Here is a 22433-nt window from a genome sequence, read left to right as displayed (position 1 = left end):
AGCCTTTCTATGAGACACTTTCAATAGGGTATACGCGCGTAATGTCCCATAGAGCCTTTCTATAGGACTCTTCCTATAGGATTTTCCCTCGTAATGTCCCATAGAACTATTCCAAGAGACACTTCCCAAAGATTTACCCTCTTAAATGTCCCATAATGGTCTTCAATCGAGAAATTCATACTTTTTGTACTGCTTCTTTTTCAGTTACAAAAAAACTAATTAAACGTTTGATTAGTTTTGGTGTTTTACATTCGTTCAACAATCCAATTATCAACCTAATTTGAATGACGACAACGACGCATATATATACAAAATTTTGTCGAGTTGAGTCATTCCATTGAAAGCGGTTAAAATAGTACATATAAAAGGGTAGGAGGAATTTTAAAATGGGAAAAAAACTTTCAATTATTGGGATGCCAATGGACTTAGGACAAATGCGCCGAGGCGTAGATATGGGGCCAAGCGCAATCCGTTATGCAGGCATTAATGAAAGACTAAAGCCATTATTTGATGAAATCCATGATTTAGGAGACATTCCGATCGGCAGACCGGAAGTCGTTGTTGATAAAGAATCAAATTTGCGCAATCTCGATCTAGTCGCCGAAAAAACATCCATGCTTGCAGAAAAAGTAGATGAGGCAATCCAATCCGGTTCATTCCCACTTGTACTTGGCGGTGACCACAGCATTGCGATTGGAACCTTAGCGGGTGTAGCGAAGCACTATAATAACCTAGGGGTCATTTGGTATGATGCCCATGGTGATTTAAATACAGCAGATACAAGCCCTTCAGGAAACATACATGGCATGCCTTTAGCTGCCAGCATTGGATTAGGCCATCCGAAATTAACGGAGCTAGGCGGTTACTTCCCAAAGGTTAAGCCTGAAAACGTAGTCATTATTGGGGCTAGATCCCTTGATGAAGGTGAAAGAATACTCATAAAAGAAACAGGAATTAAAGTTTACACGATGCACGAAGTCGACCGTTTAGGTATGGCACACATCATGGAAGAAACGATTGCCTACCTGAAAGAAAGAACAGATGGCGTTCATCTTTCATTAGATCTGGATGGATTAGATCCAAGTGAATGCCCAGGGGTAGGAACACCGGTTATGGGTGGTATCAGCTACCGTGAAAGCCATTTGGCTATGGAAATGCTAGAAGAGGCAAAAATTATTACCTCCGCAGAATTTGTGGAAGTAAACCCTATTTTAGATGAAAAAAATAAAACAGCACAAATCGCGGTTGGTCTTATGGGTTCATTATTCGGAGAAAAATTACTATAAAAATAAAGCAGCTGCATCCTGGCCGATGCAGCTGCTTTATTTTTTCAATAATAGAGTATATTCATTTAGTAAGGAGTCAAGCCTCCTGCTCGCTTCAAGCACTTGGTAATGGGCAAACGAGTTTACAGACGCAAGTCGTACCATATCCATCCGGCACCGTTCAATTTCCGCTAATAGTCTATCTCCCACGTAAAACATGACCTCTTTCCTATGTATTATTACTTTTATCCCCCGCAGGAAAATCTTTAAACTAGTATTTGAGCCTTTTTGGTAAATTTTTGTTAATATTATAGGTATGGAGAAGTTTTTTCGTTAAAAACGAAACTTTTTTGCTAACGATTCGTATGAACGTATAGCGTATTGGAGCTGAGAAACGTTAATGGAAGCTATTGTAAAAAAGAGAATAAAACAAGTAATAAAAGGCGATCAGGATGCATTTGGGGAGATCGTTGAAATCTATAAAAACAGTGTCTATCAGCTGTGTTTCCGGATGCTTGGAAATAAGCATGAAGCCGAAGATGTAGCACAGGAGGCGTTTATTCGTGCCTATGTGAATATAAAGTCGTTTAACCAAGAGTTGAAATTCTCCACCTGGCTTTTTCGGATTGCCACCAATTTATGCATCGATCGAATGCGTAAAAAGAAACCTGATTATTACCTAGATGCAGAAGTGGCCGGAACGGAAGGGTTAACGATGTATTCCCAGATTCCTTCCAATACTCCGCTGCCAGAAAAAGAACTGGAAAGCTTAGAGTTGCAGGAAACCGTACAGAAGGAAATATTAAAACTGCCTGAAAAATATCGGTCTGCGATCGTTTTGAAATATGTAGAAGAATTATCATTAAATGAAATTAGTGAAATTCTTGATCTTCCTCTAGGGACAGTTAAAACAAGAATTCACCGAGGACGGGAAGCTTTAAGACAACAATTACGTTATGTTTGATAAGAGGTGAAACAAAAAAATGTGTCCAGAACATATCATCGATCTCATGCACGAGTATTTAGACGAGGAAATTGACCAAGAAAAAGAACGCATCTTAAGAGAGCACATTCAAAGTTGTAAAGAGTGTGAGGCTATATTTAATGAACTAAAAAAGACAGTAGCCTTCGTTAAAAGTATATCAAATATGCAGGCACCGGCAGATTTCACGGCCAATGTCCTTGCTCGACTGCCTAAAGAGAAAAAGAAGGTTTGGATGGGGCGCTGGGTAAGAAACCACCCAATGCTAGCCGCAGCCTCATTATTCCTTATTTTAATGGTGGGGAGCTTATTTTCCACCTGGAATCAGGACCGGGAATTCTCGGTATCGAAGCAAAAAAACCTGGTCGTTAAAAATAATACTGTTATTGTCCCTAAAGGTGAGGTCGTCAAAGGCGATGTTATCGTTCGGAATGGGACTTTGAAAATTGAAGGGGAAGTCCAGGGGGACGTTACCGTCATAAATGGTGAAAAGTACCTGGCATCTGCCGGACATGTGACAGGACAAATTGATGAAGTGAACGAAGTGTTCGATTGGATTTGGTATCATATGAAAAGAACGGTGCAGGAGACCGTCGAAATCTTTGACAGGTCTGAAGCCGAATAAAAAACAAATCACTCGTTTATGAGTGATTTGTTTTTTTAAAGAGATACATATAATAAGTACAAGCTTGTTTTGTGCTATAATAATGAAGTTGTATTCAAATATATACGTTTTTAAGAAAATTACGGAGGAAAAACAATGCCGTTTGCCGATTTCACTATATGGAAGTATTTAGCTAGTATTGTTGATATTCTCCTCGTATGGTATGTCATATACAAACTGATTAACATTATAAGAGGAACCAAAGCGGTTCAGTTACTTAAAGGGATTTTTGTCATTCTTCTTGTAAAAGTAGTCAGTGATTTTTTTGGCTTATCCACTTTAAGCTGGATGATGCAGCAAGTCATAACATACGGGTTTCTTGCGATTATTATCATTTTTCAGCCAGAACTCCGCAGAGCCCTTGAGCAATTGGGAAGGGGGAAATTTTTCTCGAGAAGTTCAAGTCCTGATGATGATGATCAGGAAAAAGCTGTTCAGGCGATTATTAAGGCAACTGACTACATGGCAAAGCGCCGAATTGGGGCTTTAATCTCGATTGAAAGAGAAACAGGTATGGGTGATTACATAGAAACAGGTATTCAGTTAAATTCTAAGATTTCATCAGAGCTCTTGATTAACATCTTCATCCCAAATACACCGCTCCATGATGGGGCCGTCATCATCCAACGAAATAATGTTGCCGCAGCGGCATGCTATCTTCCTTTATCAGAAAGTCCGTTTATTTCAAAGGAGCTTGGAACGCGGCACCGGGCGGCATTAGGAATCAGTGAAGTAACTGATAGTATTACCGTCGTTGTTTCAGAAGAGACAGGTAGCATCTCACTGACGAAAAATGGTGAACTTCATCGGGACTTAAAGGCAGAAGAATTTAAGGAACTCCTCACAAGTGAATTGATGATACCGAACAAGACTAAACAAGCTTCTTCAGCTCGTTGGAACTGGAGGGGGAAAAATAATGGATAAGCTGATGGATAATCGCTGGTTTATCAAAATTCTCGCATTACTATTAGCCATTTTGCTTTATTCAACTGTTTCGAACAAAGAAAATAAATTAACGGATATTAACGTCCCAAGCAATACGACCTCTGCGACGATTAAAGATATTCCCGTAAATGTCTATTATGATACTGAGAATTTAGTGGTTTCGGGGATTCCAAACACCGTGGCAATCACAATTAAAGGGCCGATTACCCATGTCCAATCCACAAAGGCCTTAAAAAACTTTGAAGTGTATGTGGATTTGACAGACGCAAAAATAGGGAAACAAAAAGTAAAGCTTAAAGTAAAAGATTTATCTGATAAACTTAAGGCCACCATTAATCCTGCTTCTGTTACAGTGAATGTTCAAGAAAAAATCACAAAGGAATTTAAAGTGGAAGCAGAATTTAATGCAAGTCAAGTGGAGGAAGGCTATTCAGCCGGACAGCCGGTGGTCGAACCAAACAAAGTAAAAATCACCGGTGCAAAAAGCGTGATTGATCGAATTGCCTTTGTCAAAGCAACACTAGAGGAAAAATCTAAACTGAAAGAGACGATCACCAAAGAGGCCCGTGTACAGGTTCTTGACAAAGACTTGAATAAATTAGACGCTGTGGTCGCACCAGAAACCGTAAAAGTGACGATACCAATAAAAAATAATAGTAAAATTGTTCCTATTAATATTATTAAAAAAGGAACGCCGCAGGATGGTATTACGATTGATTCCATTGATCTGGATGTGAAGGAAGCAACGATTATTGGACCGGAAGATATCCTTAAAGACACCGAAAGTGTCCGCGTAGAAGTGGATGTCAGTAAAATTACCGAAAACACTACCCTTAATCTTCCGGTGATCATTTCAAATGGGATCACGAAGGTAACACCGCAAATGGTAAAAGCAACGGTCTTGGTGAAAAAGCAAGAGGAAAAAACCGTTTCGGGAATACCGTTAAAAATCCAGGGATTATCTGATTCGTACATTGCGGAGATCAATGACCCTGCCAATCAGATCATCAATCTGATCGTAAACGGACCAAGTTCGATGGTAGATGGATTAAGGCCTGAGGACTTTAATGTATATATTGATTTATCCAATTTGGATGAAGGCAGTCATGAAGTGAATATCCAAGTGGATGGCCCTGCCAATGTAAACTGGAAGCCTAATAAAGCGACTGCAAAAATTACAATTACGAAAAATGCCTAATACCTAGCAATAATTGTTGAAGGAGCGATTTTTTAAAATGGGAAAATATTTTGGTACCGATGGGGTACGCGGAGTAGCAAATAGTGAATTGACACCGGAATTGGCCTTTAAATTAGGCCGATTTGGCGGATATGTTTTAACAAAGGATAAAGATCGGCCAAAGGTTTTAATCGGCCGTGATACCCGTATTTCAGGGCATATGCTCGAGGGTGCCCTTGTGGCAGGATTGCTGTCAATTGGAGCGGAGGTCATGCGTCTTGGTGTGATTTCCACACCAGGGGTAGCGTATTTAACGAAAGCTTTAGGAGCGCAGGCAGGGGTCATGATTTCAGCTTCCCATAATCCAGTAGCCGATAACGGGATTAAATTTTTTGGCCCTGATGGTTTTAAGCTTTCTGATGACCAGGAATTTGAAATTGAAGAGCTCATCGATATGGCGGAAGACCAGCTGCCTAGACCTGTTGGTGGTGATTTAGGCTTGGTCATGGATTATTTTGAAGGAGGACAAAAGTACCTTCAATACTTGAAGAATACAGTTGATGAGGATTTCTCCGGTATCCATATTGCACTGGACTGTGCGAACGGTGCGACATCTTCTTTAGCGACTCACCTGTTTGCTGATCTGGATGCAGATTTGTCTACGATGGGGGCTGCACCAAACGGATTAAATATCAATGCCGGTGTCGGCTCAACACACCCAGAAGCACTTGCAGCTTTAGTGAAGGAAAAAGGGGCCGATGTGGGTCTTTCCTTTGATGGTGATGGGGACCGCTTGATTGCGATCGATGAAAAGGGAGAAATCGTTGATGGCGACCAAATCATGTACATTTGCGGCAAATATCTAAAAGAACAGGGACGCTTAAAGCATGGAACAATTGTATCGACCGTTATGAGTAATCTTGGCTTTTATAAAGCGCTTGAAACACATAGCATTCATAGCGTTCCGACCGCTGTTGGCGACCGTTATGTAGTTGAAGAAATGAAGAAGAGCGGCTTTAATCTTGGCGGGGAACAATCTGGCCACATTATTTTCTTGGACTATAACACAACAGGCGATGGTTTATTATCAGGGCTGCAATTAGTGAATATCATGAAAGCAACCGGGAAGCCATTGTCAGAGCTTGCTGGTGAAATGAAGAAATTCCCGCAAAAGCTTGTAAACGTAAGGGTGACTGACAAACATCATGTGACCGATAATGTAAAGGTTAAAGAGATCATTGAACAGGTTGAAGAAGAAATGGCTGGAAACGGAAGAATTCTTGTTCGGCCGTCCGGAACCGAGCCATTAGTCCGCGTTATGGCTGAGGCTCCAACAAAGGAGCTTTGTGAATCGTATGTCGAACGCATTGTCTCAGTCGTAAAAGCAGAAATGGAACTAAAAGAATAGATATATCGTCTAATATGCATAAGGGAACTCTCCGACTCCCTTATGCATATTTTATTATGTATTGTCTTATAAAAAATGGAAAAAATATATATTTTATGTAATTAGTTGACGGGTTGCCTCCAATCATGTAGTATTAACTTGCTTTGTTATTCAAAGCTCTTTTTTATCATTTTTTAAAAAGAAAGGTGGGCAGTGGGCGAAACTGTTTTACTAAAGCGCCTGAACTAATCGAGAGACGGTTGATTAGTTGACGAGGAGGAGGTTTATCGAAACTTCGGCGGATACCTCCCGGCTGTGACGCAGGGCCGATAATTCCTACTTTAAAACACTTAGGTAACTTTGTGCACAAAGAGAAGGAAATGCGCAAACTAAAAGTAATGTTTTAAAAAGGTATAGACAGATACCTAAACAAAAAACAGAGATAAGGGGGCAAGCGCTGCCTCCAAAGCACTTTGCCCCCTGTATCAGGGAGGAATTAGAAATATGTGTGGAATTGTTGGATATATTGGAACGAACGACTCAAAAGAGATTTTGTTAAAAGGTTTAGAAAAACTTGAATATAGAGGCTATGATTCAGCTGGAATCGCAGTCATGAATGAAAAAGGCGTTCATGTTTTTAAAGAGAAAGGCCGAATTGCGGATTTGCGCGAAATTGTTGACGAAAATGTTTTTGCCAACCTTGGGATTGGTCATACACGCTGGGCTACACATGGTGTTCCAAGTAAAGTAAATTCTCACCCGCATACAAGTACTTCTGGTCGTTTTACGCTTGTGCATAACGGTGTAATCGAGAATTATGATCTATTAAAGCGTGAATATTTAACAGACGTCACTTTCGTAAGTGAAACAGATACAGAAGTTATTGTTCAGTTGGTTGAACGTTTCGTCAGCGAGGGATTAGAGGTCTTAGAAGCGTTCCGTAAAACACTGACTCTTTTACATGGATCCTACGCTTTAGCACTTTTAGATGAGCAGGACAATGAAACCATCTATGTGGCAAAAAATAAAAGCCCATTACTTGTTGGATTAGGGAACGACTTTAATGTTGTAGCAAGTGATGCGATGGCGATGCTCCAAGTAACGGACCAATACGTTGAATTAATGGATAAAGAAATTGTTATCGTGACAAAGGATGACGTGACGATTCAAAACCTTAACGGTGAAGTTATTACACGTGCGCCATATAAAGCTGAACTTGATGCCAGTGATATTGAAAAAGGCACATACCCGCACTACATGCTTAAAGAAATTGACGAGCAGCCGCTTGTAATGCGTAAAATCATACAAACGTATCAAAATGAACAGGGTGAATTAACCATTGACTCTGACATCATTGGAGCTGTCAATGCTTCAGACCGCATATATATTATTGCGGCTGGTACTTCTTATCATGCGGGACTGGTTGGAAAACAGTTTATTGAAAACATTGCTAAAATGCCTGTTGAAGTGCATATTGCCAGTGAATTTGTTTATAACATGCCTTTGTTAACTGAGAAACCTTTGTTTATCTTCATTTCACAAAGTGGGGAAACAGCTGATAGCCGTGCCGTTCTTGTTAAAGTGAAAGAAATGGGTTACCCAGCACTAACCATTACGAATGTACCTGGTTCGACTTTGTCTCGTGAAGCAGATTATACTTTACTGCTTCATGCAGGTCCTGAGATTGCAGTTGCTTCTTCAAAGGCGTATACTGCCCAGTTAGCGGTTCTTGCTATTTTAGCTGAGGTAACAGCAAAAAGCCGTAACATTGCCGTAGATTTCGATCTTGTTCATGAGCTGGGAATTATCGCAAATGCAATGGAAGTTCTTTGCGACTCAAAAGAGTTAATCGAGCATATCTCAAGAGAATTTTTGTCTGTAACACGAAATGCTTTCTTCATTGGCCGTGGTGTGGATTATTATGTTGGCCTAGAAGGGGCACTGAAGTTAAAAGAAATCTCTTATATTCAAGCAGAAGGTTTTGCTGGCGGGGAATTGAAGCATGGTACAATTGCTTTGATTGAGGAAGGTACCCCAGTTATTGCCCTTGCTACCCAAGAAAGTGTAAACTTAAGTATTCGCGGTAATGTGAAGGAAGTAGCAGCACGTGGAGCGAACGTTTGCATTGTTTCGATGAAGGGTCTAAATATGGATGAAGACAGCTTTGTTATTCCGGAAGTACATGAATTATTAACACCACTTATCTCTGTAATACCTTTACAATTAATTGCATACTATGCAGCCTTACACCGCGATTGCGACGTTGACAAACCACGTAATCTTGCGAAGTCTGTAACGGTTGAGTAATAAGAAATATCACTATTCTGACCCGGTCAATTTTATATTGATCGGGTCTTTTTATTTCAGAGCAAGATCAGGATAGTTACTTTATTTTGAGTAATAATAAGTTTGTCCATTTTGCTGCGACAAAGTTAGCTTTCATGTTTATTGAATGAACATGAGCAGTATCATACTATTAATTATGTAATATATGAAAGGAAGTGAGCAAAATGGCTCAATCAAATATAAAAGTAGCTGTACAGAAGTTCGGAAATTTCTTAAGTTCAATGGTATTACCGAATATATCAGCTTTCATTGCATGGGGTTTAATTACGGCTTTATTTATTCCTACTGGCTTCTTTCCAAATGAAAGCCTTGCCAAAATGGTCGGCCCAATGATTACGTACCTGTTGCCGCTATTAATTGGATACACAGGCGGTAAGTTGGTTCACGACCAACGAGGGGCAGTTGTAGGTGCCATTGCCACAATGGGGGTAATTGTAGGGGCAGACATCCCAATGTTCCTTGGCGCCATGATCATGGGGCCGATCGGCGGTTACCTTATTAAAAAGTTTGACAAGTTAATCGAAGGAAAAGTCAAAGCCGGTTTTGAAATGCTTGTGAATAATTTCTCGGCGGGGATACTTGGCGGATTGCTCGCTATTCTTGCATTTAAAGCAATCGGCCCTTCTGTCGATGTATTTACAGGCTGGCTTGTAAACGGTGTGGATTGGCTTGTCGGAACGGGCTTATTGCCACTGACAAGTATCATTATTGAACCAGCAAAAGTGCTATTTTTAAATAATGCTATCAACCATGGAGTTCTTTCACCAATTGGTGTAGAGCAGGTAAAACAAACAGGTAAATCAATACTGTTTCTTCTTGAAGCAAACCCAGGCCCTGGTATTGGTGTATTGCTTGCCTATTGTATTTTTGGAAAAGGGACTGCTAGAAGATCGGCACCTGGTGCTGCCATTATCCACTTCTTTGGCGGGATTCATGAAATCTACTTCCCTTATATTTTAATGCGTCCTATGTTATTTTTTGCTGTAATCTTAGGCGGAATGAGCGGTGTATTTACGTTAGTTCTATTAGGCGGCGGTTTATTGGCTCCTTCATCTCCCGGAAGTATTATTGCCATTTTGGCCGTTACTCCACATAGTGCCAGTGCCTATCTTGCTAACATTGCTGGTGTCCTGGTTGCTGGTGCCGTTTCCTTTGTTGTTTCAACCTTCGTTTTAAAGACAGGGAAGCAGACAGAAGGGGACATGGAAGAGGCAACTAGAAAAATGCAGGAAATGAAAGGGAAGAAAAGTTCTGTAGCTGCTGTATTATCACAAAATACGGTTGCAATGCCGGAAAATGTTAATAAGATTGTCTTTGCATGTGATGCGGGAATGGGATCAAGCGCAATGGGTGCCTCCTTACTTCGTAAAAAGATGAAAGAAGCTGGCTTGAATATTTCTGTTACCAATACAGCAATTAGCAATCTTCCTCCTGACGCACAGATTGTCATCACGCAGGAAGAGTTAACACCAAGAGCCCAGAATAAAGTACCAAATGCATACCATATATCAGTCGATAATTTCCTTTCAAGTCCTGAATACGATAAGTTAATCGAACAACTAAAAAACCCTGAAACAGCCGGGCTTCATGAAATTGTAGAGGATGCGGAGGCAAATGTCCAAAGTGATGAAAGTCATGCCGACGATGCCCTGCTTCGTGAAGAGAATATCTTCTTAAATATGCAATTTGCGAACAAAGAAGAAGCAATTCGTTTTGCGGGTCGAGCATTGGTTAAGGCAGGATATGTCAAGGAGAGCTATATTGAGGCGATGATCGCACGAGATGAGTTGACATCAACCTATATGGGGAATGACGTTGCGATTCCACATGGTACCGAAGAAGCGAAAAAGGATGTCCTTAATTCCGGATTTACGGTTTTACAAGTTCCTAACGGGGTTGATTTTGATGGACAGAAGGTGCGGTTAATTTTCGGAATTGCTGGGAAGGACGGCACCCATCTGGAAATCTTATCTGGAATTGCCGTTACCTGTTCCGATATGGCCAATATTGAAAAAATGGTTGAGGCCAAAACAGCAAGCGAGTTAATGGATATCTTAAATGATAAAAAGGAAATGGTAACTAACTGATAGAAAAGCGGGTGATACCGCTTTTCTATTCAGTTTTTTCTCATAGAAAAGGAAATTGTGGGCCCGGTTACTTCATGTGAAATGAGCTGGTAGCATGTATATTACCTCTAGGGAAAAAGCAATTATTGAATTAATTATTAAAACATCTGGAAAACACACGGCTTTGTCGATAGCAAATTATTTAAATGTCAGTGTTAGAACCATCAACCGGGATATTAAAGCGATAGAAAATATACTCCAATCATTTGAGCTTCAGTTAAAACGTACTGTGGATAAAGGATTCATGATTGAGGGGAAGAATGAACAGGTATTTCGATTAATCCAGTATTTAATGAGTATCGACCCAATTGATCAAACACCACAGGAAAAAAAACTGCAGCTGCTTATTGCCCTATTTCAGGAAGAGGCATATAAAATCCAGCTATTAGCTACAAATCTTGGTGTCAGTATTACAACATTGACCACGTATTTAGATGATCTGACAAACTGGCTTGAGAAATTTAATGTGCAAATTACCAGAAAAAGAGGAGTAGGGGTCGATCTGGTTGGAACAGAGGCAAATAAACGAAAAGCTCTGGCCAGTTATTTTCTGCTTTATTTTAATGAAGAATTAATTGAGAATTTATTTTTATTGGAAAATGGGAAGTCCTTTCAGGAAGTAATATTGTGGTTTTTTCTTCCTGAATACCTCCTAGCTATAGAACGGTTAGTCAATACTATTTTTCAACGCTCACAGCAGCGTCTGGCAGATAGTGACTATATCGGGTTAATCGTACATATTTGTATTACCATGCAGAGAACAGAAAGTCTGTATTTGTTAGAGGAAGAACTAGAGTTTGAACTTGAACTAAGCACTGAATATAACCTTATAAGCAGGCTTTGTAACGAACTAGAAGTATTGTTTTCAATGAAATTTACTAAAGATGACTTGATCTATTTGGCAGTCATTCTTAAAGGTTCTAAATTTCAAGCTGCTGATGCTGTTCCCTATGACAGTGTTGTTCTCAACAAAAGAATAAAGAACTTAATCCAACATGTATCTTTCCAGCTTAATATTGATTTAACGAACGATTTTTCTCTGTATCAGGGGCTGCTCGCCCATATGGAGCCTTCACTTTTTCGGATAAAGCAGCAAATGGGTGTGTTTAACCCACTAAAAGAAGAGATTAAACGGAAATATCCTGTTTTATTTATGGCAGTAAAGAATAGCGTTGAAAAGCTGTTTAAAGATATCGATGAATTTCCGGATGATGAAATTGCCTTTATTGTCCTCCACTTTGGGTCAGCATTAGTCATGCAGGAAGAAGACCTATCAATAAGGGCGCTCGTTGTTTGTCCAACAGGCATCGGTACATCTAAAATGCTGGCCAGCCGAATTAAGAAAGAAATTATCGGGATCGATTCTATAGAAATCAAATCAATTAAAGAAATTCAGCAGCAAGGGAACTTGTATAGCTATGATGTTATTATTTCAACCGTAAAGCTTCCCTTTATTGATATGGATTATATTTTGGTTTCTCCCTTGCTAAGTGAGGAAAATATTTTAACCATTAAGGACTATTTAAGGAATAACATTGATAATTTAACTAAAAAAAAGAATTATCTTAAATCTGTACAAAAAAAGGTTTCCACTACAAGTAGGGCAATTGTAGAGGTATTACAAGAGATGAAGGCGATACATGATAGCATCCAGGCAGTTTTAAAAAATTTCATTGTCTATCGAATGAAGGATTTAGAAGATTATGAACTGATCTTACATGAAATGGTCAGGAAAGCGGAAAAAGATAAGCTTCTGACCCATGTCAAAGATGTGATGGATTCGTTGAAGAATCGAGAAAAAAAAGGCGGGCTAGGAATACCGGGAACTGATATGGCTCTTTACCATTGCAGGGATGAGAATGTACATGAGCTTATTTTCCAAATCACTCATTTGGAAAAACCTACTCTGACAATGGGTATGGATGGGAATAATATGTACATGAAGAACTTATTGCTGATGCTGGCACCTGAGTATTTAAGTGCGAAAGAACAGGAGATAGTAAGCCTGATAAGTACAAGTTTAATTGAAAATAAAGAGGCAATAATGATTTTTTCTTCATCGAATGAGGAATTGATACGTGCAAGGTTAGAAACGATATTTTTAGACTATCTTCAAACAAATTTTATAAAGGAGTGATAAAAATGGAACAAGCAGTTCATTTTGGAGCAGGAAATATTGGAAGAGGATTTATCGGTGCACTTTTCTCGCAATCAGGATATCATGTAACTTTTATTGATGTTGCCGACCAAATCATTAAAAAGTTAAACGAGGATAAGAAATATCAAGTTATATTGGCTACTGGCCAGAAAGAAACGATGACAATCGATAATGTGTCAGGATTAAATAATATGACACAGGAAAACGAAGTAATTGAAGCAATAAAGCATGCTGCTTTTCTTACAACTGCTATTGGACCGAATATTCTTCCACGAATTGCCCCGTTAATTGCAAAGGGATTAGCTGAAAGAGTAAAGTCCAATGATAAAAAATTATTTGTAATAGCCTGTGAAAACCAAATATCGGCGACCGATTTATTGAAAGGCTACATACTAGAACATTTGGATGAGGAGACAACAGAAAAATTATCTGCAAAGGTTCATTTCTTTAACTCTGCAGTTGACCGAATTGTTCCTATTCAAAACAATCAAGGTTCACTCGATGTTCTTGTGGAGCCTTATTACGAATGGGTTGTAGAAACAAGTGAGAACATCCCTCAGATAGAAGGGATGAAGGTTGTATCTGACCTCGCTCCTTTTATCGAAAGAAAGCTATTTACCGTAAATACTGGGCATGCTGTCATTGCATATCTTGGTTACCTTCATAACAAAAAGACAATTGATCAAGCATTAGCTGATGTGAAAATTGTTGAGCAGGTTCAAGCTACATTAGGTGAAACTGGAGCCTATTTAATTAAACAATATGGCTTAGATCAAGACGAGCACCAACAATACATTAACAAGATTATTGGCCGTTTTAAAAATTCCTATTTAAATGATGATGTTACTAGAGTCGGCCGCTCACCATTGCGCAAACTTGGACATAATGATCGCCTTGTTCGTCCGGCGGTTGAGGCGGAAAAAGCCGGACTTTCGTTTACGAATCTTGCAAAAGCTATTGCTTCGGCTTTACTTTTTGATTACCAAGAAGATGAAGAAGCGGTACGATTGCAAGCGATGATTAAAGAAAACGGACTTCCAGCTGTACTTAAAGAAGTAAGTGGTTTGGAAGAGAACAGTAACATAACTAACGAAGTAATACGTTATTTTAATCAATTTAGGTAATTAGAATTATCATGTATGCAGGTATTTAGCTTTATTAAGATTCGATCCTTTTGGATTGGGTCTTTTTTATTTTTGAGTTAAATGCTGCTTAACTTACATTCGTTGTCCGGTTCTTTTTTTCTTTGTTTGGTAATAACATAAGGAAGGTATTTTCCAGTTTTTGCAGAATTATGTAAAACAGGAGGTGGACAATGAACATTAATTATAATTTTGATTTTTCGTTTCAACTTGTTCCCTTTATTACGTCCATATTAGCATGGTGTGTTATTCCAATTATTGCTTATCGAATTATGAAAAAACAGCAAGTGATGCCAAAAGCCTGGAAGGTTCTTTTTTGTGTGCTAGTCGGTCTTTTTTCTTTTACGATTAATTTTCCCCCAATGTGGGATACGCCGATTAAGATATCCATCCTGCCGCTTGGTGTTTGGATTTTATATGCATTTTTAAAAAGAAAGGAAGGGCGCTGGAAAACTTATAGACGTTTCGCTTGGCTGGGGTTTTGGGCTAATTTTATTTTTCTGGCGGCTGCACTGATAGCGGTACCCGTTCAAAATGCTATATATCCTAAAAATGAGCTGTCTACCTATATGTCTAACGTTGAGAATGCATCGATCAGGAGTATCCATCCTTCTGGGAAAAAACGCGTACTAGATACAGATACTCTGTTAAAACAAATACATAATATGAATCAAGAAAAAATTCAGGGTAATCAATGGTATCAAGAAAAGGAAATCAGAGATGAGCAATCAACCAAAAAGAATGAACGGTTTCCCTATCAGCTTTTCGGAACAACGTCTAAATGGGGAAGCGGCCTGAAGCCGATTATTTATCTAGAAGCGGATGGAAAGGGAATATTAGTTTCAGCCCCCCAAAAGCAGCTTTATTTTCGCTCCAATGAGTCATTGCTGAAAGGAGAGGAATAAACATGCTGAACAAGAGACTCGTCTCTATTGGTTTAGTAGGTGTTGTCATTGTATTGGCGGCAGCGGCCTGGTTTTATTGGTTTAATTTTTCCAAACCTTCCTCCTTTCCTGCAAATGGACAATTGATTGAGAGAATGAATAAGGTTTTTCCAACAGCAGCCGTAAAGAGCATTAAGGATATCGTTCATGTTGATAAGCGGCACGTGTTCGTCCCGTTTGTTTCGGAAGAGGGCCGGTACGGGGTAAGTTATTGGGCTTGGAAGAAGCATAATTGGAAGTTGGTTCATATTGATAATACCGGGGAGCCGCTTCTTTGGAAGATTAATAGTAATGACCCTTCAACGTATTACTTGTTGTGGAATTCCCATCCTGATGACAAAGTGAGTTATATAAAATTCTATTTTATTCGTGACAGAGGATTTCAAGGATTTGATGGAATTGAAACGTATGACCCAAGAATCCAATTAGAGAAAAAGGTGACACTCACGGATAGGTCCTATGGTGTATTACGACTGCCAGTTGAATGGTCTGCGATTGTGAAATCCTTGCAGCAAGCAGGGAATCAAAATATTTCCGATGGCCTTATTAATAGTTTGTTACCAAATAATAATGATTTGTTTTTTGGGTATATTCCATTTGATAAGTCAGATAAAGTAGCTGGAATCAAGAACTCTGTGAATGGCAGCAGCTATACAAATGGCGATATCGATTATATAAGGATTTTGAACAAATCCGAAATAGAGGAACCATTAATTCAATAAGGAATGGGTTCATAAATTAAAAAACGAGCTTGTTATGTTAATCTAACAAGCTCGTTTTTTGGATTAAATCTAGTTACTCTTGCTAGCCACTTTGTCCTTTTCCAATAAAACGATTAATCCAGGTAATAAAATTCCCCTTATTAAGAAGGTATCCAGCAAAATACCCACCGCGACAATGAAGCCAAATATAAACAGTAGTTGGATGGGCTGTGTCATCAAAACAGCAAAGGTTGCAGCGAGTATAATCCCTGCAGAGGAGATGACTCCGCCTGTGTTAGCAACAGCAATTTCTACTGCTTTTTTAACAGAATGATTGGCTCGTTCTTCTTGGAACCTTGAAATAAGCATAATATTGTAATCAATGCCGAGCGCTACCAAGAAAACAAAGGCATAAAGAGGAACGCGGTTACTGATGGTGTCAATATCAAAGAAAAGGGTGCTTAAAAACATGCCCACTCCTAATGCAGCAAAGAACGAAATTAAAATTGTCCCCATCATGTAAATCGGCATTTTAACTGATCTTGTTAAGACGATTAACATTGCAAAAATTAGAACCGTTTCCATCAAAACGATGATAAGGACATCCTTATTATTAGTAGAACGGTCATCGACTTTCACAGCGGTTTCCCCTGAAAAATAAAGTTTCCCATTAAGGTGACTGTCTCTGGTGATTTGTTTATCATGGCTTATGATTTTCTCTAAGGCATCCATGGTCATGGCAGAATATGGGTTACCTTGAAACGTTAGGCTATATTGAATTACCGTTTTGTCCTCGGCAGTTCCAGATAATCGGACATTACTAACACTTGGCTGCTTAGATAGTGTACTGCGTAATGTTTCTTGTTCCTCGGCAGTGATTGGTTTTGATGATTCAAACACGACGGCTGTAGGGGCAAGTTCACCCCTCTCAAATTTATCAGCTAAGATTTCATAGCCCTGACGGGAAGGCATGTCTTTAGGGAACGATTTCATCGTATCGAACTCATACTTCAGATTAAATAGATTACTAGCAGACAACAGCAGGAAAAGACCGATTACAAAAACGGAAAGTCCGGGCTTCCTTACAACGAAGCGGCCGATTGTTTCCCAAAGAAAATGTTTCTTGGCCGATTGCCCCCCAACACGAGGAATTTTAGGCCAGAAGGATCTCCTGCCGAAAAGGGTAAACAAAGCTGGAACGAGTGTAACGGATGCAATCATGATCACAACCATGGTGGTGGCAAAGGTTGGGGCAAAGCTTTTGACATCTCCTAATTGAGCAAAAAACAATACGAGCATTGCGGCTAAAACAGTCCCCCCAGAAAAGAAGACCGGCATTCCAGTTTCTCTCATCGCCGCTCTCATGGCGTCGAACTTACTTTCTTGACGGGTGAGCTCTTCCCGATAACGGGAAAACACAAATAAGGAATAATCAATCATCGCAGCAAATAACAAAATTGACATTATGGAAATGGTTTGATTGCTCAAAGCTAGGCCCGCTTTCCCCATTAACCCAAGTAGCTGCATTACCACTTCATAGACGAAAGCGGCTGCCAAGAGTGGAATCAAGGCCAATAATGGTGAACGATAAATCACAATCAATAAAATAAGGATTAAACCAACTGTTGATAAAATAAGGACAACATCTGCACGCGAAAAAAGATCAAGAGAATCTGCGGCAATCCCTGCAGGTCCCGTAACATACAGCTTAAAATCAGTTGAATCAGCGGCAACTTTCTTGATTTGTACTAAGGACTGCTTCAAATCCTTTGTTTCTAGAGAAGAGTCAAAGGTTAAAGGGATAATGGCTGTCGTCTTGTCGTCTGAAAAAAAACTGGCGGCCGCTTGAGGAGGCAGGGATGCTAACGGGATGATTTGGGTAATCCCGTTAATATTTTCGTTTTCGATTTTAGCTATAACTTCTGCAAGCTTTGCGGAGATGATCTGACCATCCCCAGATTGGAAGACTAATATGGCAGGGGTTCCTTCATTATTAGGAAAAAATTGATCCATCTTTTTTTGTGCGATGGCAGATTGGACATCCTCAGGAAGGGAATCGATTCTCGATACCTCATAATCCTTTGCATTTGGAGCAAACACAGCCAAAACAATTGTGATGATGAACCAGGCTGCAAGGGTGATCCACATTCCTTTTTTGGTTGAAACATAATCGGTAATAGCTTGTAAGAATAATTTCATGTTTTTGCTGTTACCTCCCTCTTTTATTAGATTAAAAGTGACACATCTGTCACTTTAGTGAAAAAATAAATTGACAATAATGTCACTATTATTATCTTTCAAAGTAACATATGTGTCAATTTATGTCTTTATGAACATTCCGTGGCAAATCATTTCTTTAATGGAACAAACCCAAACAGAATGGGGGATATTAAAACGATTCGGAATGGCGACAGATTGAAAAATATATCCCAAAATGAGCGCTTCCGGTATGGACGGATTTAGTTTCTTTTCTTCCTTCCCAAGCTTTAGGAAGTTCTGTAAACATTGATACATTTCTAAATGAAGCTTGTCTAATAGATCCTTATTTTCTTTTACTTTTTTGTTAACCATTACTGGAATCTGCTGACCTATCTTAATCATTTTTTGGATGTCTGAATAACTGAAAATAAGATTTAAAAGAAAGTCAAACTGCGCCTCAAACCCATCTAGTAATTCTATTTCTTTTAACTTGGTAAGAAAATGTTCCATTTCATGTAGCATAAAGTCGGTAATTAACTCTTCTTTATTTTCATAGTACTTATAAAGTGCTCCCCGTGATACGTCTAAATCATCAGCAAGAAGACTAAATGTAAATCCCTCATAGCCATGCTTGAGAAGCAGCTTTTCTGTGGCTTGAAATAAATCATCTTTAGAAAATTTGCGTTCACGTGCCATTTTTTCACCTCAAGCCTATTATAAACAATGAAGGAAACAATGGAAAATAACATTTTCTAAATGAGTATATTGACTGTTAATAGATTCCAAATTTATACTAGCAATGAAATATAAATATCTGAAAATTATGTATTATTGGTAAACTGAAGAATGAAATGCAGGGGGGATAATATCATGGATTTTGATGTAATAGTAGTAGGAGCAGGAATAGCTGGTTTAGTAGCAACGGCAGAAATTGCCGATGCAGGTAAAAAAGTGCTGCTTTTAGACCAAGAATCAGAAGCCTCATTGGGGGGACAAGCGTGGTGGTCTTTTGGGGGATTATTCTTGGTTGATACGCCAGAGCAGCGCCGGATGGGAATAAAGGATTCTAAAGAGTTGGCATGGCAGGACTGGTTAGGAACGGCTGGTTTCGATCGGGGAAATGACGAGGATTACTGGGCGCTAAAATGGGCAGAGGCATATGTTAATTTTGCTGCAGGGGAGAAACGTGCCTGGCTTTACGACATGGGAGTGCGGTTTTTTCCAGTGGTAGGATGGGCAGAACGTGGAGGATATCTTGCTGATGGACATGGAAACTCAGTCCCACGCTTCCATGTTGTCTGGGGAACAGGCCCAGGCATTGTTGCCCCATTTGAACGAAGGGTTAGGGAACACATGAAAAAGGGATTGGTGGAATTCCGCCCTCGTCATCGCGTCGATGGTCTTATTAATGGTAATGGGGCAATTGCTGGTGTGAGTGGTTCTGTTCTTGCTCCGAGCTCCGCTGCCCGCGGGGAGGATAGCAACAGAGATGTTATAGGAGGTTTTGAATATCGTGCACAATCGGTGTTAGTCTCTAGTGGCGGGATAGGCGGAAACCATGATCTTGTCCGTAAAAATTGGCCGAGTCGATTGGGAGAGCCTCCAAAACATATGATTTCTGGCGTGCCGGCACACGTGGATGGACGGATGCTCTCCATCACCGAGGAGGCAGGGGGAAGAATTGTCAATCGGGATCGCATGTGGCACTATACGGAAGGAATCCAAAATTGGAATCCGGTCTGGACCAATCATGGTATTCGAATTCTCCCAGGGCCATCCTCCATTTGGCTGGATGCTCGCGGCCGGCGCTTCTCTGCACCTAATTTCCCAGGCTTCGATACATTGGGTACACTCGAGGCTATTCAAAAGACAGGTTACGATTATTCCTGGTTTATTTTAACCCAAAAAATTATTGAAAAAGAATTTGCCCTCTCCGGATCAGAGCAAAATCCGGATATAACCGGAAAAAGTATTCGCAAAGTATTGGGAAGAGCTTTACCTGGTGCCCCTGGCCCGGTAAAAGCTTTTATGGACAAGGGCGAGGATTTTATTATTGCGGATAATTTGGCTGATTTGGTAGCTGGTATGAATAAACTAACAGGTGATAATTTGTTGGAAATGGCAGAGATCGAGCGGCAAATAAAGGCGCGAGATCGTGAATTGGAAAATACATTTTCAAAAGATCTCCAAATAACGGCCATCCGTGGTGCGCGTAATTATCTCGGGGATAAATTAATTCGTGTCGCCACACCTCATAAAATTCTGGATCCAAAGAACGGACCTTTGATTGCGGTCCGCCTGAATATCTTAAGCCGAAAAACATTAGGCGGACTACAAACCGATTTATCCGGAAGGGTCCTAAATGCTGCAGGAGAAGCCATCCCGGGATTGTATGCTGCAGGAGAAGCATCAGGCTTTGGCGGCGGCGGAGTACATGGTTACCGCTCCCTGGAAGGTACCTTTGTAGGCGGCTGCCTGTTTTCAGGAAGAGTAGCCGGCCGGGCGATTGCTAAAGAATTGGGATAAAAAAATTAAAGCACCTCTTTGGTTGGGTTGTCCAAAGCGAACATCTCTCATAGACATGGGAGATGTTTTGTTGTTTCCATTGTTTCCCTTATTTTTGTTACAATCATGAGTATGATAGGCAAAAGGAGAATGAGGATGTTTAAGATTTTTATAATTGAAGATGACAAACAACTGGTCAGCTTGCTGAAAGAGCACTTACATAAATTTGGGTATGATACAAAATCTGTTGATGATTTCGCAGCTGTCCGTACCCAATTTGAACAATATGATCCGCATCTCGTTTTATTGGATGTCAACCTGCCGAAATTTGATGGCTACTATTGGTGCCGGCAAATCCGCAGTATCTCCACGTGCCCGATTCTGTTTATTTCGGCTCGTGAAGGAAAAATGGACCAAGTGATGGCTCTTGAAAACGGGGCGGATGATTATATCACGAAGCCTTTTGATTATGAAATCGTCACCGCCAAAATTAATAGCCAGCTCAGACGGGCATATGGTACCTATGCTAGTTCACAAAATGGACGGACCACTACTGTTGCAGGGCTGACGCTTGATGTTGAACGAATGAGCCTTACTTTAGGCGGACAGGAAATTGAGCTAAGCCATACGGAGGCAAAAATTTTGGATGAATTGATGAAAAGGGCAGAGCGGGTGGTCAGCCGTGACCGGCTGTTAGAAAAAATCTGGGACGACCAGGCATTTGTTGATGATAATACTTTGAATGTATATATTACGCGGGTGAGGAAAAAGTTAGCTTCTCTAGAGATTACGGAAGCACTTCAAACGATTCGCGGCCAGGGATATCGGCTCCTTCCGAACTGGGAGGATAGATAATGAAGCTTTTTTTCCGCGAGCAAATTCTTCTGATTATTTTTTATCTTCTTCAATTATTGACCATTTCGTTCATTTATTGGCTGGATGGGTATCGAAATTTGAAGATAAGTTTATATGCTGCTTTCCTTAGTGGCTGTCTTTTGGCAGGGTATCTCTTCATTCGCTACATGACGAATCGCTCCTTTTATCAGCGGTTGGATAAACCGCTCACATCAATGGAGGACTTTACGGTTAATTTGCAGCCATCGCCCCTGGCTGAAGGCTTACAGCAGCTTCTAAAAAGCCAATTCCTCCATTATAAAACAGATTTACATAATTATAAGTACAAACTCGAAGGTCATATCCAGTTTATTAATCAATGGGTTCATCAAATGAAGACACCATTGTCCGTTATCCATTTAATGATTCAGGACGAGGATGACCCACGCTTTACAGCAATTGGCGATGAACTTGATCGTCTAAAAAAAGGGCTCGAGATGGTTCTATATACTGCCCGCCTCGATACATTCGAAAGGGATTTTTATGTTGAGACCCTTGATTTGCAAAAGGTTGTCCGAACGGTTACCTCAAGCCAAAAACGATTATTTATCCGAAGCCGGGTCTTCCCATCCTTTCAATTTGAAGAGAGTTTAAGCGTGGCTACTGACGAGAAATGGCTTTCCTTTGTGTTGACACAGCTGATAACAAATGCGGTTCGTTATACAGTAGAAGAGGGACGGAAAATTTATTTCCATGGGTATCGTCGTGGAATGGATGTAGTTCTAGAAGTTCGGGATGAGGGAGTGGGGATCCCGTCAAGTGATTTACCACGTATCTTTGACCCCTATTTCACAGGCCAAAATGGCCGCAACTTCCAAGAATCGACAGGAATGGGCCTCTACCTCGTTAAACAAATATGCGAAAAACTAGGCCATCGCATCGAAATAGAATCCACCGTAAAAAAAGGGACAATAGTGCGTATCATAATATAGGTTTCAGGCACCATTCGTGGACATTTGTCCTCCTGTGGAGGATGATATTGTTTTCTTACTAATGTG

18 protein-coding genes are annotated in these 22433 nt (G+C 40.1%); 15 read left to right on the top strand and 3 right to left on the bottom strand.

Annotation, left to right across the window (positions count from 1 at the left end; translation table 11 throughout):
• The first annotated feature begins 386 nt into the window (after positions 1 to 386).
• Complete coding sequence (gene rocF / locus ACIFOT_RS07635; RefSeq protein ID WP_430063654.1) at positions 387 to 1286, top strand: arginase; 900 nt, start codon at positions 387 to 389, stop codon at positions 1284 to 1286.
• A gap of 36 nt (positions 1287 to 1322) precedes the next feature.
• Here the strand turns inward: rocF and ACIFOT_RS07630 are convergent, their stop codons facing one another.
• Positions 1323 to 1484, bottom strand: a complete 162-nt coding sequence (locus tag ACIFOT_RS07630) for a Spo0E family sporulation regulatory protein-aspartic acid phosphatase (protein WP_430063652.1) — start codon at positions 1482 to 1484, stop codon at positions 1323 to 1325.
• A gap of 181 nt (positions 1485 to 1665) precedes the next feature.
• On the opposite strand from ACIFOT_RS07630, the gene sigW reads away from it, so the two are divergent.
• The 11 genes from sigW to ACIFOT_RS07575 all read left to right on the top strand — a co-directional run bounded on the left by sigW (position 1666) and on the right by ACIFOT_RS07575 (position 15858).
• Positions 1666 to 2229, top strand: a complete 564-nt coding sequence (sigW, locus tag ACIFOT_RS07625; protein WP_430063650.1) for an RNA polymerase sigma factor SigW — start codon at positions 1666 to 1668, stop codon at positions 2227 to 2229.
• Between the two features lie 19 nt (positions 2230 to 2248).
• Positions 2249 to 2872 carry a zf-HC2 domain-containing protein gene (locus ACIFOT_RS07620; RefSeq protein WP_430063648.1) on the top strand — a complete coding sequence of 208 codons (624 nt, stop codon included), beginning with the start codon at positions 2249 to 2251 and terminating at the stop codon, positions 2870 to 2872.
• Between the two features lie 135 nt (positions 2873 to 3007).
• A complete protein-coding gene (cdaA, locus tag ACIFOT_RS07615) occupies positions 3008 to 3835 on the top strand; it encodes a diadenylate cyclase CdaA (protein ID WP_223596265.1) in 828 nt (275 codons plus the stop codon).
• Complete coding sequence (locus ACIFOT_RS07610; RefSeq protein ID WP_430063646.1) at positions 3828 to 5054, top strand: CdaR family protein; 1227 nt, start codon at positions 3828 to 3830, stop codon at positions 5052 to 5054. Before cdaA ends, ACIFOT_RS07610 begins: the two co-directional genes overlap by 8 nt.
• A gap of 37 nt (positions 5055 to 5091) precedes the next feature.
• Positions 5092 to 6441, top strand: coding sequence for a phosphoglucosamine mutase (glmM, locus tag ACIFOT_RS07605; protein WP_430063644.1), 1350 nt, complete (start codon positions 5092 to 5094; stop codon positions 6439 to 6441).
• 483 nt (positions 6442 to 6924) lie between these two features.
• The gene (gene glmS, locus ACIFOT_RS07600; RefSeq protein WP_430063642.1) at positions 6925 to 8727 is read left to right on the top strand and encodes a glutamine--fructose-6-phosphate transaminase (isomerizing); all 1803 of its coding nucleotides are present in this window, start codon (positions 6925 to 6927) and stop codon (positions 8725 to 8727) included.
• Between the two features lie 203 nt (positions 8728 to 8930).
• Positions 8931 to 10853 (top strand): PTS mannitol transporter subunit IICBA, encoded by a 1923-nt coding sequence (locus ACIFOT_RS07595; RefSeq protein WP_430063640.1) that lies wholly within the window; start codon positions 8931 to 8933, stop codon positions 10851 to 10853.
• Between the two features lie 94 nt (positions 10854 to 10947).
• Positions 10948 to 13029: a BglG family transcription antiterminator gene (locus tag ACIFOT_RS07590; RefSeq protein WP_430063638.1), complete on the top strand. Its 2082-nt coding sequence runs from the start codon at positions 10948 to 10950 to the stop codon at positions 13027 to 13029.
• Positions 13030 to 13034: 5 nt separating this feature from the next.
• Positions 13035 to 14174: a mannitol-1-phosphate 5-dehydrogenase gene (locus ACIFOT_RS07585; RefSeq protein ID WP_430063636.1), complete on the top strand. Its 1140-nt coding sequence runs from the start codon at positions 13035 to 13037 to the stop codon at positions 14172 to 14174.
• Between the two features lie 191 nt (positions 14175 to 14365).
• Positions 14366 to 15097, top strand: coding sequence for a hypothetical protein (locus ACIFOT_RS07580; RefSeq protein ID WP_430063634.1), 732 nt, complete (start codon positions 14366 to 14368; stop codon positions 15095 to 15097).
• A gap of 2 nt (positions 15098 to 15099) precedes the next feature.
• A complete protein-coding gene (locus ACIFOT_RS07575; RefSeq protein ID WP_430063632.1) occupies positions 15100 to 15858 on the top strand; it encodes a hypothetical protein in 759 nt (252 codons plus the stop codon).
• A 69-nt stretch (positions 15859 to 15927) separates the two neighbouring features.
• On the opposite strand, the gene ACIFOT_RS07570 is transcribed toward ACIFOT_RS07575, so the two are convergent.
• Together ACIFOT_RS07570 and ACIFOT_RS07565 are read right to left on the bottom strand one after the other, a co-directional pair.
• Positions 15928 to 18036: an MMPL family transporter gene (locus tag ACIFOT_RS07570; RefSeq protein ID WP_430063630.1), complete on the bottom strand. Its 2109-nt coding sequence runs from the start codon at positions 18034 to 18036 to the stop codon at positions 15928 to 15930.
• Positions 18037 to 18156: 120 nt separating this feature from the next.
• A complete protein-coding gene (locus ACIFOT_RS07565) occupies positions 18157 to 18732 on the bottom strand; it encodes a TetR/AcrR family transcriptional regulator (RefSeq protein WP_430063628.1) in 576 nt (191 codons plus the stop codon).
• Between the two features lie 174 nt (positions 18733 to 18906).
• On the opposite strand from ACIFOT_RS07565, the gene ACIFOT_RS07560 reads away from it, so the two are divergent.
• The 3 genes from ACIFOT_RS07560 (at position 18907) to ACIFOT_RS07550 (ending at position 22367) form a co-directional block, all read left to right on the top strand.
• Positions 18907 to 20562 (top strand): FAD-binding dehydrogenase, encoded by a 1656-nt coding sequence (locus ACIFOT_RS07560; protein WP_430063626.1) that lies wholly within the window; start codon positions 18907 to 18909, stop codon positions 20560 to 20562.
• A 135-nt stretch (positions 20563 to 20697) separates the two neighbouring features.
• Positions 20698 to 21396, top strand: coding sequence for a response regulator transcription factor (locus ACIFOT_RS07555; RefSeq protein WP_430063624.1), 699 nt, complete (start codon positions 20698 to 20700; stop codon positions 21394 to 21396).
• Positions 21396 to 22367, top strand: coding sequence for an ATP-binding protein (locus tag ACIFOT_RS07550; protein ID WP_430063622.1), 972 nt, complete (start codon positions 21396 to 21398; stop codon positions 22365 to 22367). The genes ACIFOT_RS07555 and ACIFOT_RS07550 overlap by 1 nt, the downstream gene beginning before the upstream one ends.
• The last annotated feature ends 66 nt before the right edge of the window (positions 22368 to 22433 follow it).

It is taken from the genome of Neobacillus sp. NRS-1170, from assembly GCF_050468025.1.
The sequence above is the reverse complement of the archived record's forward strand: the minus strand, read 5'-3'. Positions and strand labels throughout refer to the sequence as shown.